The organism is Granulicella sp. 5B5, from assembly GCF_014083945.1.
In the GTDB taxonomy this organism is placed as follows: domain Bacteria; phylum Acidobacteriota; class Terriglobia; order Terriglobales; family Acidobacteriaceae; genus Granulicella.
Window position 1 is genome coordinate 1104973 of the sequence record NZ_CP046444.1, and the last position, 15583, is coordinate 1120555.

18 protein-coding genes are annotated in these 15583 nt (G+C 63.0%); 10 read left to right on the forward strand and 8 right to left on the reverse strand.

Annotated features, from left to right (window positions below; translation table 11 throughout):
• Window positions 1-21: 21 nt before the first annotated feature.
• Window positions 22-1209, reverse strand: a complete 1188-nt coding sequence (gene dprA / locus GOB94_RS04755; protein WP_182277733.1) for a DNA-processing protein DprA — start codon at window positions 1207-1209, stop codon at window positions 22-24.
• 110 nt (window positions 1210-1319) lie between these two features.
• Between dprA and GOB94_RS04760 the strand changes: the two genes are divergently transcribed.
• Window positions 1320-2186: a menaquinone biosynthesis protein gene (locus GOB94_RS04760; RefSeq protein WP_182277734.1), complete on the forward strand. Its 867-nt coding sequence runs from the start codon at window positions 1320-1322 to the stop codon at window positions 2184-2186.
• A 216-nt stretch (window positions 2187-2402) separates the two neighbouring features.
• On the opposite strand, the gene GOB94_RS04765 is transcribed toward GOB94_RS04760, so the two are convergent.
• The gene (locus GOB94_RS04765) at window positions 2403-3326 is read right to left on the reverse strand and encodes a DUF429 domain-containing protein (protein ID WP_182277735.1); all 924 of its coding nucleotides are present in this window, start codon (window positions 3324-3326) and stop codon (window positions 2403-2405) included.
• Between the two features lie 133 nt (window positions 3327-3459).
• Window positions 3460-4011: a regulatory protein RecX gene (locus GOB94_RS04770; RefSeq protein ID WP_182277736.1), complete on the reverse strand. Its 552-nt coding sequence runs from the start codon at window positions 4009-4011 to the stop codon at window positions 3460-3462.
• Between the two features lie 80 nt (window positions 4012-4091).
• On the opposite strand from GOB94_RS04770, the gene GOB94_RS04775 reads away from it, so the two are divergent.
• Window positions 4092-5012, forward strand: coding sequence for a hypothetical protein (locus GOB94_RS04775; protein WP_255484241.1), 921 nt, complete (start codon window positions 4092-4094; stop codon window positions 5010-5012).
• 102 nt (window positions 5013-5114) lie between these two features.
• Here GOB94_RS04775 and GOB94_RS04780 read toward each other — a convergent pair whose 3' ends face one another.
• The gene (locus GOB94_RS04780) at window positions 5115-5762 is read right to left on the reverse strand and encodes an HNH endonuclease (RefSeq protein ID WP_182277737.1); all 648 of its coding nucleotides are present in this window, start codon (window positions 5760-5762) and stop codon (window positions 5115-5117) included.
• A gap of 134 nt (window positions 5763-5896) precedes the next feature.
• Window positions 5897-6958: a ComF family protein gene (locus tag GOB94_RS04785; protein WP_182277738.1), complete on the reverse strand. Its 1062-nt coding sequence runs from the start codon at window positions 6956-6958 to the stop codon at window positions 5897-5899.
• A 269-nt stretch (window positions 6959-7227) separates the two neighbouring features.
• Between GOB94_RS04785 and cyoE the strand changes: the two genes are divergently transcribed.
• The 8 genes from cyoE to GOB94_RS04825 all read left to right on the forward strand — a co-directional run bounded on the left by cyoE (window position 7228) and on the right by GOB94_RS04825 (window position 12854).
• On the forward strand, window positions 7228-8193 hold the full coding sequence (cyoE, locus tag GOB94_RS04790; protein WP_255484242.1) for a heme o synthase: 966 nt from the start codon (window positions 7228-7230) through the stop codon (window positions 8191-8193).
• 94 nt (window positions 8194-8287) lie between these two features.
• Entirely contained in the window at window positions 8288-8836 is a 549-nt protein-coding gene (locus tag GOB94_RS04795) for a DUF420 domain-containing protein (RefSeq protein ID WP_182277739.1), read from the forward strand.
• A gap of 43 nt (window positions 8837-8879) precedes the next feature.
• On the forward strand, window positions 8880-9107 hold the full coding sequence (locus GOB94_RS04800) for a hypothetical protein (protein ID WP_182277740.1): 228 nt from the start codon (window positions 8880-8882) through the stop codon (window positions 9105-9107).
• A gap of 274 nt (window positions 9108-9381) precedes the next feature.
• On the forward strand, window positions 9382-9570 hold the full coding sequence (locus GOB94_RS04805) for a hypothetical protein (RefSeq protein WP_182277741.1): 189 nt from the start codon (window positions 9382-9384) through the stop codon (window positions 9568-9570).
• 542 nt (window positions 9571-10112) lie between these two features.
• Complete coding sequence (gene ssb / locus GOB94_RS04810) at window positions 10113-10595, forward strand: single-stranded DNA-binding protein (protein WP_182277742.1); 483 nt, start codon at window positions 10113-10115, stop codon at window positions 10593-10595.
• Window positions 10596-10618: 23 nt separating this feature from the next.
• Complete coding sequence (locus GOB94_RS04815; RefSeq protein ID WP_182277743.1) at window positions 10619-11632, forward strand: hypothetical protein; 1014 nt, start codon at window positions 10619-10621, stop codon at window positions 11630-11632.
• 5 nt (window positions 11633-11637) lie between these two features.
• The gene (gene cyaY / locus GOB94_RS04820; RefSeq protein WP_182277744.1) at window positions 11638-11976 is read left to right on the forward strand and encodes an iron donor protein CyaY; all 339 of its coding nucleotides are present in this window, start codon (window positions 11638-11640) and stop codon (window positions 11974-11976) included.
• A 92-nt stretch (window positions 11977-12068) separates the two neighbouring features.
• A complete protein-coding gene (locus tag GOB94_RS04825; protein ID WP_182277745.1) occupies window positions 12069-12854 on the forward strand; it encodes a glycosyltransferase family 2 protein in 786 nt (261 codons plus the stop codon).
• Window positions 12855-13031: 177 nt separating this feature from the next.
• On the opposite strand, the gene GOB94_RS04830 is transcribed toward GOB94_RS04825, so the two are convergent.
• The 3 genes from GOB94_RS04830 to GOB94_RS04840 all read right to left on the reverse strand — a co-directional run bounded on the left by GOB94_RS04830 (window position 13032) and on the right by GOB94_RS04840 (window position 15409).
• A complete protein-coding gene (locus GOB94_RS04830) occupies window positions 13032-13493 on the reverse strand; it encodes a thioesterase family protein (RefSeq protein WP_182277746.1) in 462 nt (153 codons plus the stop codon).
• Between the two features lie 62 nt (window positions 13494-13555).
• A complete protein-coding gene (locus tag GOB94_RS04835) occupies window positions 13556-14428 on the reverse strand; it encodes a hydroxymethylglutaryl-CoA lyase (RefSeq protein WP_182277747.1) in 873 nt (290 codons plus the stop codon).
• A 24-nt stretch (window positions 14429-14452) separates the two neighbouring features.
• On the reverse strand, window positions 14453-15409 hold the full coding sequence (locus GOB94_RS04840; protein WP_182277748.1) for a carboxypeptidase-like regulatory domain-containing protein: 957 nt from the start codon (window positions 15407-15409) through the stop codon (window positions 14453-14455).
• Between the last annotated feature and the right edge of the window lie 174 nt (window positions 15410-15583).

Sequence of the window (15583 nt, forward strand, 5' to 3'; positions counted from 1 at the left end):
ATGAAAAGACGGCCTCTACCACTAGAAGCAGCGCACGTACTTTTTGCCTGGCATCTGCCGCACACGGCCTGCTATCTCCAGTTCAAACAAGGCAGTAAATATCTCACCTGACACAAGCTTGGCTTCCAGCCGTTCGATCAGCGTATCCAGCTGCACGGCTTCGTCCTGCCGTAACTCTTGTATCACGAGCCGTTCATGCTCGCTCATCGGCTGCCCTGAACCAGCTTCGACGAATAGAGATGCACTCTGGCCCGAAGAAGATTCATCGCGACCCGTCCGCGCCTGTATCTCGTCCTCCAGTTCAACCCGCACCTGGCTCGGCAAATCTTCCCAGATGTCCTCCCAAGTCGCTGTCAACTTAGCCCCTTGCTTGATCAGCGTATTCGGCCCCCACGAGTTCTTGTTCGTCGCGTTCCCCGGCACCGCATACACATCGCGCCCCTGCTCCAGCGCGCACCGAGCCGTAATCCGAGTCCCCGAATACTCCGCCGCCTCCACCACCAGCACCCCCACGCTCAGCCCACTCAGCGTCCTGTTCCGGATAGGAAAATTCTGCGGCGCCGGAAACGTCCCCAGCGGAAACTCACTCACCACCGCCCCACCCTGCGCCACAATCTGCTCAGCCAGCTTCTTGTTCTCCTTCGGATAGATCACATCGATCCCCGTCCCCCACACCGCCACCGTCACCCCATTCGCATCTAGAGCCCCTTTGTGCGCACACGTGTCCACCCCACGCGCCATCCCACTCATCACCACCATCCCCCGCAGCGCCAGCTCGCGACTCAACATCTCAGCCATCCCCGCACCATATGGCGAAGGATGCCGCGTCCCCACCACCGCAATCCCCGCCCTCGTCAGTTGCGACACATCGCCCCGCACCCACAGCACCGCCGGCGGATCATAGATATTCAACAGCCGCTCCGGATACCCCGCATCCTCCGGCGTCAAAAACACCGCCTGCTGCTCAAGTGTCCTCTCGGCCTCTTCCATCGCCGCCTTGCGAGCCTGCCCGTCCGCGATAAACTGCGCCGCCGCCGCCGGAATTCCGGTCCCCTCCAGCTCCGTCAACGAAGCCGAAAACACCCGCTCCGCCCCACCCAGCCTCTGCATCATCCTCGCCGACCGCGTCGGCCCCAACCCTGGCGTCAACACCGCCGCCAGCCACCCCAAACGAGCCTCTTCACTCGCATTCAACAAGCTTCCATTCATTCCGCGTCCCTCTCTGCTGCGTCGTGCGCCCATCCTACCGCATCTAGTATCTTGGAGACAGCAGGGCACTTGGATCTACTCCCTATTCCCTACTCCCTATTCCCTGCCTTATGCGTATTGCCGCAATATCGTTCCTCAATCCCGCCCCTCTGCTCTACAACTTCGAGCACGAACCCACAGCGACAGACCTCAGCACGCGCTACAGCGTCAACTACACGTTGCCCTCCGCCTGCGCCGAGCAGCTGCACGCAGGCACCGCCGACCTCGGCCTCATCCCCATCGCGTCGCTCACGCCGCAGCTCGCCATCGTCCCCGGCTGCACCATCGCCTCGCTGAACGAAGTCCGCAGCATCCTCCTCCTCGTCAAAAACCCCGCAGCTCTCTCACGCGACGAAGCCCTCACCCGCGTCCGCACCGTCGCAGCCGACGCCGCCTCCCGCAGCTCGCAGGCCTACACCCACATCCTCTTCGAGCACTTCCACCACACCCGCCCCACCTTCCATGAAGAGGATGCAGCACAGGACGACAGCCCCATCCGGATGCTCGCCGCCCACGACGCCGCACTCCTCATCGGCGACCCTGCCCTCCTCGCACGCGAGCACCGAGCACAGATCGACGCCGCACACCCCAACCTCCTCTGGCTCGACCTCGCTCAACTCTGGCGCGAGCTCACCGGACTCCCCTGGGTCGCCGCCGTCTGGGCCGTCCGCCCCGAAGCACTAACGAACTTCCCCGCAACCCAGCTCATCGACGACCTCATAGCGAGCCGCGACGCCGGTCTCGCCAACACCGAAACCCTCGTCACCGAGTGGGCCCCGCGCATCCCCATCCCCGCAACCACCATCCGCACCTACCTCACCCAGAACATCCACTACACCCTCGACTCCGACTGCCTCCGCTCCATCGAGCTCTTCCGCACCCTGGCCGCAAAGATCAACACACTCCCACCACTCCCCACCCTCAACCTCCTAGACTGAGCAAACTTTCCCCGAGTAAACTTTCCCCGAAGAAAGATGTGTCATCTCGACCGAAGCATCGCAGCCTTATCGCGATGCGTAGCGGAGAGACCTGCATCTGCCGTAGCAAGCGCCGTGGGCGCGAGCGTACAAACGGAGGGAGCAGTGGCCTTTAGGCCACTGATAGAGACCCATGCAAAAGGCCTTCAGGCCCGGGTCGGTCTGACAGCCTCAATCTCAAACCCCCGGCGCCCAAGTCCACCCCTCCACCCCATGCAGCGGCTCCCGCGGCTTCGGCAGCGACACAAACTCCGCGCGCCGTTCCGCCATCACCATCGTCGTCACCAGCGCATCGAAGGCATCTTCGCTTCCCTTAGCCTTCTCCATCACCCCACGCGAAAGCTCCCGATACTCCGTACTCTCGCTGCGCTTCTTCGCTAAGTACGCCGTCCGAGCCTCCGCACTCGACTTCCGCACCGCCCCAGTATTCAGCCGCGTATAGATCTCCACCACCAGCGGACACGGCTTCTTCAAACCCAGCGCCGGCCGGTCAAACGGCCACACCCGAAACCCCGCCGCCCGCAGCTTCAACAACACACCAAACCCGCGCAACGACGCCGTCCCCACGCTCCCTGCTCCGCCAATCTGAAACACACTCTTCGGCGCAATGCCTCTCACCCGCGCCTGCCGCTCTGCCTCAGGAATCAGCGCCGCCAGCTTGCAATCAATATCCGTCGCCCGCAACATCCTGTGCAGTTTCTCCCCCGAAAACTCCTCGGGCCGCTTATGAGGCTTCCCCCAGAATCTTCGATCTACACTCTCGCGCCCCAACCACCGCTCCACAAACCCCTCGCGCTCCGCCAGCTCCCAGAACTCCGGCCCACTCGCCGCACCATGCTCGCCGCTCACAAACCACGCCGGAAACCCAAAGCAAAAATCGAACCCCACCACCATCCGCGGAGTCTCCTTCGCCAGCTCCATCAACCACTCCGCAATCTCCACCCGAGTCCGCCCACTCTCCAGCCTTACCCGCTCGCCCTCAGTCCATACTCCCGCCCAGATATGCCGCCGCTGCCCCGCCGCATCCACCCTGCCCGACCAGTCAATCCCCACCACCCGTTCAACTTGTCTGTCATTCCCGAAGGGAATCTGCTTCCTCATTGGCTCCTGCCCCTTTTCGACCTCACCATCACTCAGGTACCCCGACGCTTCAGCGTCGGGTCTCATAGCCCACAAAAAATAGAGGGGCTTTAGCCCGGAGGTTTGCTTTTCACTACTGTCTCTCCACTACTGTCTACTCACTATCGACAACGTCGATCTCCTCCACCTCCGCGCCCCACCCTCTCAACACCTTCCAAACCGTCTTCGTCGAAAACCCCGCAGCCATCAGCCGACGCATCGCCCGCGCCGTCTCCTTGTCATCCTCCGGCTTCTTCATCCGCTTGCGTTCGACATATGCCTTCGCCAGCGCGACCTCATCCACATCCTCATACGCCGCCGTCAACGCAACACTCGCGGTCTCGCCGCCGATACCTTTCTGCATCAACCCCTGCTGCACGCGCCGCTTGCCGAACTTTTCATTCTCCTGCCGCAGCCGCGTATAGTCAGCAGCGAAGCGCTCATCGCTCAGGTAGCCATACTCCTTCAGCTTGATCATCACGGCCTCAACCGCAGCCTGCCCATCCTCACCCGGCTCCGCACGCTGCAGCATCAGCCGCCGCAAGTCGCGCTCGCTCTTCATCCGAGACCCCAGCGACTTCACCGCATACTCCAGCAGCCCCGCCACATCCAGCGGCGCCCGCACCTTCTTCGTCTTACCGAAACCAGTTGCTCTGCCAAAAGCCATACCCCGCAGTCTACGCCGCCCCTTCAACCAATTCCCGACCAAACCCGTCTATCCTGTTGAAGACCGCACCCACATGCTGGGTGCCCCATCTTCGCGACGGCTTCATCGTCGCTAAGGTGGGCTGTACAGACTCCGACTCGCCCATGACCAGGCCTCTCCTCACTCTCGCTCTCATGGCTCTCGCCACCCCAGCCTTCGCCCAGGGCTTCGGCCCACTCGACCCCACGCCGCCCACCGGCATCACTATCCCCGAGATCATCCAGAAGATGGGCACACAGGAGTCCGCCTTCGCCGCCGCGCGCCTCGACTACACCTTCACCCAGGACGTCAAATTCTTCACCATCTCCGACGACACCGGCAAGCCCGACGGCGAGTACCACCAGGTCACCGACATCTCCTTCGACGACGCCCACCACCGCGTCGAGCACGTCACCTTCGCCCCGCAGAACACACTCGAACGCGTCATCATGACCGAGAACGACATGAAGGACATCGAGAACAAGCTCCCCTTCGTCCTCACCTCGCCCGAGCTCCCCGAGTACAACCTCACCTACCTCGGCCGCCAGCACGTCGACGACCTCGACACCTACGTCTTCGACTGCGCCCCCAAGCAGTTCGTCAAAGGCCAGCGCTACTTCCAGGGCAAGGTCTGGCTCGACGTCATCGACAACGAGATCGTCCTCATCAACGGCATGACCGTCCCCCAGGACACCCGCGCCGGCCACGAAGACCTCTCACCGCCCTACACCACCTACTACGAGCAGGTCGACGGCAAATACTGGTTCCCCACCTACACCAAGGCCGAGGGCATCCTCCACTTCGCCGCCGCCCACGGCGCCCTCTCGCAGGACGTCCACGTCCGCTCCGTCGTCCGCTACACCAACTACAAGCGCTTCCACTCCAGCGTCACCATCCTCTTCAACGGCCAGGACATCAGCACCAACAAGGACGACTCCACCAAGCCCCAACCCACCACCTCACCCGCCAAACCGCAACCCTGACCCACCTCAAAAATCAAAAGTTACGCCACAACTCCCGTGGCGTAACTTCGCGTTTCTCTTCGCGAACTTTGCGGGAAAGTCTTTGCCGCTGCCTGTTCTCCTCTACGCCGCCGTCTCATTCTCAAAGTAAAGATACTTCCGCCAGTTCGCATCCGCGGACCCAATCATCCGCATAATATGCCGCGACGTATGCAGCGAGAACGGCCGTGGCTCACGCAGCAGCCGCATCTCCGTCAGCTCATGCAGCATCTGGTTGCCCTTCCGCCGATTGCAGTCCTTGCAGCACGCCACCAGGTTCTCCCACGTCGAAAGCCCGCCCCGCGACCGCGGAATCACATGGTCCAGCGTCAGCTCCGCCGCCGTCAGCACCTTCTGGCAGTACTGGCACGTATTGCGGTCGCGCAGCAGAATGTTCTTCCGGCTCAGCGCCCGTGTCTGGTGCGGAATCCGCCGGTACTCCAGCAAACGAATCACGCTCGGCATCTGCAGGTTCATCCTGTGCGAATGAAGAACCGCCCCCTGCTCCTCCTCCGTGCGCGCGATCCCCTTCAACACCAGCACCAGCGCCCGCCTCGCGCCGCAGATGTTGATTGGCTCATAGCTCGCATTCAGCACCAGCACCGGCGTCTGCATCGCCGGCTGCCGAAACACGCCCATCCGTATATCGATCGCCTCCGCCCGCGCCGTTCCCGGCACCGGATGAGTCGTGTGATGTCTATTGCCCGTCCGCTTTGTCCGCCCAGCCTGCATTCCTGCCCTCCGAGTTTTCTGCGTACCCTTGAATCTGCTTACCTTTGAAGTCTTTCTGCGTACCCTTGAAGATGTGTCATCTCGACCGAAGCATCGCAGCCTTATCGCGATGCGCAGTGGAGAGACCCGCTTCTCTACCCATCACTCCCGCCAAACCTTCTCTGCCGCGACACATCCGGCTCAACCAGCTTCGGCGACCACATCGCCACCTCCACCGGCTCCATCTGCTCACTCCGAGCGCTCTCCGGCTGCACCTTCGCCGCCGTCGCCACCCAAACCTTCGCCGCCCCCGCACGCATCAACACCCGCGCACACTCCCGAGCCGTCGCTCTGGTCGTCATAATGTCATCCACCAGCAGCACCTCACGCCCGCGCAGCGCTTCACTCTTTACAACCCGAAACGCCCCACGCAAACTCGCCCTCCGCTCCTTCGGGGACGCCATAAAATACAGCGGCCTGGTGTTCTTCACGCGCACCAACACACCGCTCTCGATCCGCAGCCGCCACTCCGGCGTAGCCTTCTTCAGTCGCTTCACCGCAGCCCGCGCCAACAGCAGCGCCTGGTTATAACCACGCTCCCGCTCGCGAGCGGCAAACAACGGCACCGGCACCACCACCAGCTCCTTCGCGGCTTCATCACACAGCATCATCGCCGCCCGCGCCACGCGCTCGCCCAGCACCAGTTCCGCCAGCGCACGACGTCCCGCAAACTTCAGCAGGTGCAGCATCTCGCGCATCTCATCGTCGTAGTCGCCGCTCGCCACGGCCCGTTCAAACTCTGGAGGAGCCAGCCTGCACATCGTGCACGCTCTCACGCCCATCGCCGCCGCAAACCGCGCGTCTTCAAGCCAAGAGGCTTCGCGCATCCCCATCGCGTCCCCACAACGCGCACAAACCGTCTCATCCCGCTCCGCCGTCTCCGCGCCCACACGCGCCAGGCAGGCTTCGCAAACCCTCACCGTCCCCAAACGCCCCATCGCTCCGCCACACAGGCGGCACTCCGACGGCATCACCACACTTGCTAAATCGCTGACACTCGTCCAGACGGCCCCACCCGCCTGCTTTACCGTCTGCTTGCCAAATCCGCCGCTACTTCGCAGCACGCGCGTAACAGCGCGCCATCCTGCCGCCCTCCGGCTCACAGCGAGCGAACCCTGGCCGGGCGGACCACCCATCTCGAGTTGGACATCCTTCACGCTTTCGCTGCTGAAGACCGACCTTCCTCGCGGCAGTGCAAGAGAAACACCAGCTCTGCCCAATGAGCGCAGTATACCTGTGCCCTGTTAATGCTGCAATTCACAGCACCCGGTGAACCTCCCCGTATCCCACCGCGCCACCGCTCGGTACCCTGACGCTTCAGCGTCAGGTCTCATAGGCTCGACAGAAGAATAAGGGCTTTAGCCCTTCGCTACTTCCTATTTCCTACTTCCTATTTCCTGCTCCTGTATTCTTAAAAACACAGCCCGTGCCCACCACCGCCTCAGCTCCGGCCGCAGTCCCCGCCACGCCCCGCTCTGCCTCCCGCTCCACGCTGCTGGCCGACTACGCCATCCTCGTCAAGCCTCGCGTCTCGCTGATGGTCATCATCACCGCCGCTGCCGGCTTCTACCTCGGCTCGCTGGCGTCCGGCATCCCGCCCTTCAACCTCCTGCTCCTCAAAACCCTCATCGGAGTAGCCCTCGTCACCGCCGGCTCCTCCGTTCTCAATCAGGCGCTTGAGCGCAACACCGACCTCCTCATGCCGCGCACCGCCTCCCGACCCATGGCACAGCGCCGCATCTCCTTCGCCCACGGCCTCGTTCTCGGCTTCCTCCTCGTCTGTGGAGGCTCCATCTACCTCGCCTGGGCCGTCACCGCTCTCACCGGCCTGCTTACACTTCTCACCGCCGTCGCCTACGTCGCCATTTACACCCCGCTCAAGCGCATCACCACACTCAACACCTTCATCGGGGCCTTCCCCGGCGCACTGCCTCCGCTCATCGGCTGGACCGCCGCCCGCGGCCTCATCGAGTGGCCCGCCGTCGCTCTCTTCGCCATCCTCTTCGTCTGGCAGTTCCCTCACTTCATGGCCATCGGCTGGCTCTACCGCAAGGACTACGGCGAAGCCGGCATCCGCGTCACCTCCACCCAGAGCTCTGCCGCCTGGGCCGCGCGCTCCTCCGCCGTGCAGGCTCTCGTCTACGCCATCCTCATGGTCCCCGTCAGTCTCTGGCCCTACTGGCTGCACCTCACCGGCCTGCCCTACGCCCTCGTAGCGACAGCCCTCGGCCTCTGGTACCTCGCCGCCACCATCCGTTTCTTCGCCATCACCCGCCACCCCAACGAGCCGAGCCGCACCATCGCCCGTCACCTCCTCAAAGTCTCCGTCATCTACCTGCCACTGCTCCTTATCGCCATGATGCTCAACGCCCATGGCCGCCTCCTCTTCTAACCGCCTTTCCCTTACTTGGCGAAACTTCGCTAACTCCGCGAACTTTGCGGGAACGCTCTTAGCCTCTGCCACCACGAAACTGAACCCAACGCCCATGACGCAGCAAGACACAACCCGCACCCCACCCTCCATCATCGCCGCCATCCTCGGCGTCAGCCTCGTCGCGTCTCTCTTCCTCGCCTGGCTGGTCTATTACCACCCACCCACCGACGCCGCCGGCCACCACCTCGCCTTCCTCCCCGAGCTCGACGCCGTTCTCAATGCCATCTGCGCCATCTTCCTCATCAATGGCTTCCGCCACATCCGCGCCCGCCGCATCGCCGCACACCGCAACAGCATGTTCGCGGCCTTCATCGTCTCCAGCGCCTTCCTCGTCGCCTACATCGCCAACCACGTCCTGCACGGCGACATCCTCTTCCCCACCACGCATCCCACCGCGCGCCTCATCTACCTCTGGGTCCTTCTGCTCCCGCACATCCTGCTCGCAGTCGTCGCGCTGCCCATGATCCTGATCACTTTCTTCCTGTCACTCACAGGCCGCTTCCCCGCCCACAAAAAACTCGCCCGCTACACCTTCCCCATCTGGCTCTACGTCTCCGTCTCCGGCGTAGTCGTCTACGCCATGCTCGCCGCCTACCGCTAAACCTTTCGCTACTCCCTATTCCCTACTCCCTGTTCTTCCCCCTATGCAAGACGACACAAAGACCATCCTCAAAACCGGCTCCACCATCTTCCTCACGGGAGTCGCCTCCGCCGCGCTCATGTACACCGTCTTCGGCGGAGTCACCAAACAGGGCCCGCACACCAACGGCGGCTGGCTCGCCCTCATGGTCGCCATGGGCTGCCTCCCCACCGGAGCCCTCACCCTCGTCCTCGGCCTCGCCAAACTCTTCGGCGACCTCCACCGCGACTAACCCCACCCCACATACCCCGATGTGTCATCTCGACCGGAGTCCGCGCCCTTTGCGGACGTAGCGGAGAGACCTGCGGTTGCCCTTGCCGTTGCCTGTTCTACTCTGCGACCTTTGCGGGCTTTTACTTTGCGCCCTCTGCGTGAACGCTTTTGCCGCAGCGATGCGCCGCAGGCGCGAGCGTACCCCGGAGTAGCGGCATCGCTCCGGCGCGCTATCATCCTAAAAAGTTAGGACTAGGATCAAACTTCCCCAAACCTCAGCCGTCCAACCCCACATGTTCCCCAAGCCCCTTGCCGCGCTCATCCTCCTCGACGCGCACGGCATCATCCGCGTCATCCAGCCCGTCGACGAGGCCGCCATCGCCCCCGGCAGCACCATCGACTCCGCCATCGCCCAAGTCGGCTCAGCCTTCCCTTTCCGCCCACGGCCTGTCAACCCCAAGGTTCCCACACACACACCCTAAACCGATTACAAACAATACTTACGCACTCCAAACCAAAAACACTTTCCCCACCTCAACCTTCTATACTGGAACTAGGGGAGCTGACTCACTGGATAACTGGCAAACTGGCAACTGAAACCCGCAAACCAGGGGCAGGCTCGCTCTATCCTCTATCCCCTCTCCACTATCCGGCGTTGCCCAAAAAACTCTTCGTTTATCCCAAAAGCTTGTCATTTCGACCGGAGCATCGCGGTTTTATCGCGATGCGGAGCGGAGAAACCCCTGTATTTGCAGTAGCGAGAGCCGAAGGCGCGAGCGTACCCCAACCGGACAACCGGAAATGGCGCACTTTTGGGGCAAAGCCCCCACTATCCCCTTTCTTTCCCATATCATACCCATAACTATATACAGAATCAGCCACTTACCCCCGGGATCACCCCGTAAGTCGCTGATTTCACTGGATACCTCCGCTACATAGGGGAGGGGGAGGGGATATCAGTTTCGTCCCGAAATTCCTCGCCCATCACTCTGCTATCCTCGACAACTGACAACGGAGAGCATCCATGGCAAAAGGCGTTAACAAAGTCTTCCTCCTCGGCAACCTCGGCAAAGACCCCGAGATCCGCACCACACCCAACGGCATGACCGTCGCCACCTTCACCCTCGCCACCGCCGAGCGCGCCAAGGGCGCCGACGGCCAGTGGGCCGACAAGACCGAGTGGCACAACCTCGTCGCCTTCCAGCGCACCGCCGAGATCATCCGCGACTACGTCAAGAAGGGCTCGCAGGTCTACATCGAAGGCAAACTCCAGACCCGCTCCTGGGACGACAAGGAGTCCGGCCAGAAGAAGTACCGCACCGAGATCCTCGTCAACGAGCTCACCCTGCTCGGCGGCCGCGGCGAAGGCGGCGGCAGCTCCTCCGGCAGCGGCTACTCCCGCTCCTCCTCCTCCGGATCATCCTCGTCAGCCTCCTACAGCGGCGGCAGCACCTCCACGCCCGACTACGCCGACCAGCAGATCACCGACGACGACATCCCGTTCTAGCGCCTCTGTCAGGGCCTCTCCGCGTGCCTACACCTCCATCGCATGCACTCCGTCGAGCTGGCACCAAGCCGCATTCACCCGCGCGGCTCACGGCTTGCATACTGGCGGTACTGCTGGCACCTCTGGCCGCTGCGCAGCGCCACAACGGCCTCTCCTCGCCGCCCACCGCGCCGCCGCCGCCAAAAGGCCTAGCAGGTAAGGCAATCGTCCCCGTCAGCACCGGCATGGGCGCACTGCAGTTCGCCTCCGTCAACTACGGAGTCCCCGCGCCGCAGTCGCTCACCCGCCAGCTTGAAGCCGACGACGACCGCACCCGCGCCGCCGCTCTCTCCGCCATCGGCTCGCCCGCGCAGTACCTCGGCCGCGGCCACACCCCTTACCCGCACTCCATCCAGCTCAGCTTCGTCGCCCTCGGCCTCACCGACGAGCTCGACGCCATCCTCACCGTCGAGCTCGACCAGCACATCGTCAGCGCCGTCCTCATGCCCCATGGCGACAGCTGGGCCCGCATCGCGACCCTCACCTACGCCACCTCCTTCGCCAATCCCTCCACCACCCCGGCCACATTCCTCCGCATCGCCCGCTCGCTCATGCAGCACGAGCGTTACCGCGCCGTCTACCGCGCCACCACCGTCGCCGCCAACGGCGACCTCACCGAGAACGAAGCGCACCTCCGCATCCTCAACAACAAGGCCGTCATCCTCATTAGCTTCGCCTCCTCTGCCCGCGTCTGTAGCAATCCCAAGCGCCCCGGCTGCGACATCACCCACCGCTGGCTCCAGCCCGACCCCGTCGACCCCTCACAACACTTCTTCCTCGTCACCGCCAACGGTCATCTCTCTCCGCACGAGGCCGCCGACCCGCTCGCCTCCGACACAACCTTCCAGCAGTCGCACCTCCACACCTTCACCTGCCAGCCCTTCAACTACTCCGACACCACCGAGCGTTACGAGCCCACCGCCAACCCCGGTCCCTGCACCGCATCCGCCCCACAGCCGCCAACGCCACCAGCCGCGCCACACGAACCGGTACACTGAAACAGATGATCGACGAAGCCACCTTCCGCCGCGAATCCGACACCGTCCTCGAATCCCTCAAGCAATCCCTCATCCGCTCCGAAGAGGCTGGCGGCTTCGAGACCGAAGAGAAGAACGGCGTCCTCAACATCCTCTTTGAAGACGACCCCTCCGCACGCTTCGTCTTCTCGCCCAACACCCCCGTCCGCCAGATCTGGATCTCCGCCCACTCCACCAGCTTCAAGCTCGAGTGGAACGAAGCGCAGCACGCCTTCACGCTCCCTAAAACCGGCGAAGACATCCGCACCCTCACCGAGCGCCTCCTCCGCGAGCAACTCGGCGACGACTCGATTACACTCAGCTAGGTCATCCTCCACCGAGGTGTCATCTCGACCGAAGCATCGCAGTCCTATCGCGATGCGTAGTGGAGAGACCTGCAGTTGGAATCACCTCAACCATGCCCCTTCTCTCGGTCGCCATCGTCACCTTCAACGAAGAGGCCAACCTCGCGCGCACGCTCGCCAGCGTCGCCCCGCTCTTTAGTGGGATGCCCGGCGAGATCATCGTCGTCGACTCACACTCCACCGACCGCACCGCCGAGATCGCCCGCACCCATAACGCCACCGTCATCGCCCGCGACTGGCCTGGCTTCGCCGAGCAGAAAAACTTCGCCATCGCCCAATGCACCGGCGAGTGGGTTCTCTCCCTCGACGCCGACGAAGAACTCACCCCCGAGCTCGCCACCGAGATCCACATTCTCCTCAACTCAAATCCCACAACAAGCGCCTTCTACCTCAAGCGCCGCAACCTCTTCCTCGGCCACTGGATCAAACACGGCGGCTTCTACCCCGACGCCAAACTCCGCCTCTTCCGCCGCACCGCCGCCGCGCAGTTCACGCCACGAGCGGTCCACGAAGTCATCGCCTTCGACGGCCCCACCGCCACCCTCACCCACGACCTCGTCCACCACGCCTATCCCACGCTCGCCACCTACATCGAGCACATGGACCGCTACAGTACACTCAGCTCAGACATCCTCGTCGCCAAAGGCCGCACCAGCCGCGCGCTTCCTGCATTCATCGCAAACGTAGCGATCTTCCCCGCACTCACCTTCATCAAGAACTACGTCTTCCGCCTCGGCTTCCTCGACGGCCGCGAAGGCCTCCTCCAGCACCTTTACCACTCCGTCTACGCCAGCTGGAAGTACGCAAAGGCATGGGAGCAGTCGCACCCAAAGAGATAGCGCGCGTAGCCGGGTCTGTTAGGCCGCACACAGCATTCTTCGCGAAACATGGCTGACTTCGCGTACTTTGCGCGAGCGCTCTCCCGTCCCAGCAACAGCTCTATCAGGCAACCTCTTTCGAAGCCCTTTATTGCCCCGCTAATTAGGCGGCTTTCTTCTCACCCATCGTTCTTACCCCTACGACGGCTCCGCCTTCACCATGCGAAGCATCAACGGTCCAAACTGCTCGATATATCGCTCCGGAAGCATACGCCGCCTCATGTCCCGCCCGACAACCAGGTGCACGGTTTCGCCCTCGCACAGCAACGTCTCATCCGCCACGCGCAGCACCTCATACTTGAACCGCAGTATCGACGCCCTCACATTCGCCAGCCGCGTCCGTATGACCAGCTCATCGTCATACCGGGCCGGGGCCTTGTACCGAGCCGTCGCCTCCACCACCGCGATCAGCGCCCCCTCATCGCGCTCCATGTCCTTGTAGTCCAGCCCCAACTGACGCATCATCTCCACGCGCCCCACCTCGAACCACACCAGGTAGTTCGCGTGATACACCACACCCATCTGGTCCGTCTCCGCGTAGCGCACCCGCACCCGCGTCTCGGCATACCCCTGTTCCAACACTCTGTCTCGATCAGTCATCCCAACAGTCTACCCACCGAATCGTCTTTCTACTCCCTATTCCCCACTCCCTGCTCCCTGCTTTACTGCACCACCGCCGCATACCGCCGCTCCATCGCGCGGCTCGTCGCCACCAGACGCTCCAGCGGCTCCAGCTCCGGCAGCTCCGCGCCCATCTTCCGCAGCGTCTCCACCAGCACCTCCGTCGGCAGATTCCCAAACACCTCCGCCTCGAACCCAGCCGCCGCCGGAGGCCCGCCAACCCCGCCCAGCACCGAGTCGAACCGTCGGCATCCCGCCTCATACGCCGCACGTATCTTCGCCGAAGCCTCCTTCGCGCTCGCACGCAGCTTCACACCCACCTCCAGCGACTCATGCACGCCCAGCACACACGCGAGCACATCACGCACCAGCTCCACCGGGGCCGTCCCCATTGTGTCCGCCAGCACCACCTGCGCCACGCCCGAGTCCACCAGCAGGTCCACCGCGCTCACTACCTCGTCAATGTCCCACGCATCCCCATACGGGTTCCCAAACGCCATCGCGACATAGGCCACAACATCCTGCCCGCCCTTGTACGCAATCTCGCCCACCTGCTCCAGCTGGTCCAGCGCCTCCTGCGGCGTCTGCCGCTGATTGCGGTCCAGGAACGTCGGCGAGATCGAGTACGGAAACGCCAGCGTCGTTACGCGCTCGCTCTCCACCGCACGCTCGGCGCCCTTGGCGTTCGCCACCATACCGATCACCTCGGTATCCTCCGGCGCATCCAGGTACTCCAGCACCAGCTCTGAGTCCGCCATCTGCGGCATAGCCTGCTTCGACACAAAGCTCACCGCATCCAGATGCTGAAATCCAGCCGCCACCACCGCCCTCAGATACTCCGCCTTCACCTCCGGCGACATCACCTTCGCCAGCGACTGCCAGGCACTCCGCGAACTTTCAACGATCTTTACCATTCGTATTAAGCTACTCCACTACCCTTACGGCGTCGTCTGTTTCGCCTTCTTCCTATGCAGCACGAGCTTCGGCACCACAAACTCCTCCATGATGTTCCCAAACGCCGTGCCCGCCAGATTCAGCCCAAAGTTCGCCGCCGTCGTCGAGCCCCAATGCACATCGTCATGCGGATACAGCGCCACCGTCGCCGTTGACGCCGCCAGGTCTCCCAGCATGTTCGACCACCCTGGCTGCCACTTCCCCTTATCGCTTCTCTGCTCCAACACCTGCTTCAGCGCCCACTCCGTGCGCTCCTTCACCGTTCCATCCGCCTTATAGAAGTACCGCGGGTCCTGGTGAAAGATCGCCGGAAACACATATCCCGACAGGCCCACCCCGGCAAGCGTACCCGCCATCTGGGCCCCATAGCGCTGCCCAAAGCCTGCCCAGTCCTGCCCCCACTGCGACGGCGTCTGCGTCGCCTGATTCAGCCCGGCTCCCACCGCTGCCGCCGCGAACGTCACCGGGTCAATCAGCGTCCTCCCTGCCAGTTGCAGCTTCTGTCCCTGCGTCATACCCACCGTATTCGGGTCATACGCCACATAAAAGTTTGGGATCACACCCAGAATCCGCTGCTTCTCCTCCTGCTTCACCTGCATCTCCGCCAGTTCCTTCGGGCTCACCGCCTCCACCTCGGCGTTCACCGTCACCAGCTTCAACGAGAACTCCGGCGCCTTCACGTCCCCGCTGCTCGGCACCATCACCACCACGCGACCGTCCGCCAGCCCCTCGGCCTTCACACTCACCGAGTAGCGCCCCGCAACCAGCCCCTCAAACTCATATTCACCGTCTTCATCAGTCACCGCCGTGCGCGTCATCCCCGCTGGCCCATCCAGCACCACGTGCGCTCCGCCCACCGGAGTCCCGCCCACATCCTTCACCACACCGCTCACCATGGCGCGCCCCTGCCCCTGCGCCGCCGGAGAAGGGGCATCCGGCATCTCTATCTGCGCTCTCAATCTCCCCCCTGAAGCCCACCCAGCCAGTAGCAGCAACACCACTCCGCACCTCAGCCAGCTCTTCAACATTCGTTGCCCAAAACTCATGCGCTCGATATCATCCCTCCACAAGAGGATATCGGCTCATCCCCCATTTCCCTAATGACGTTGGTCGAG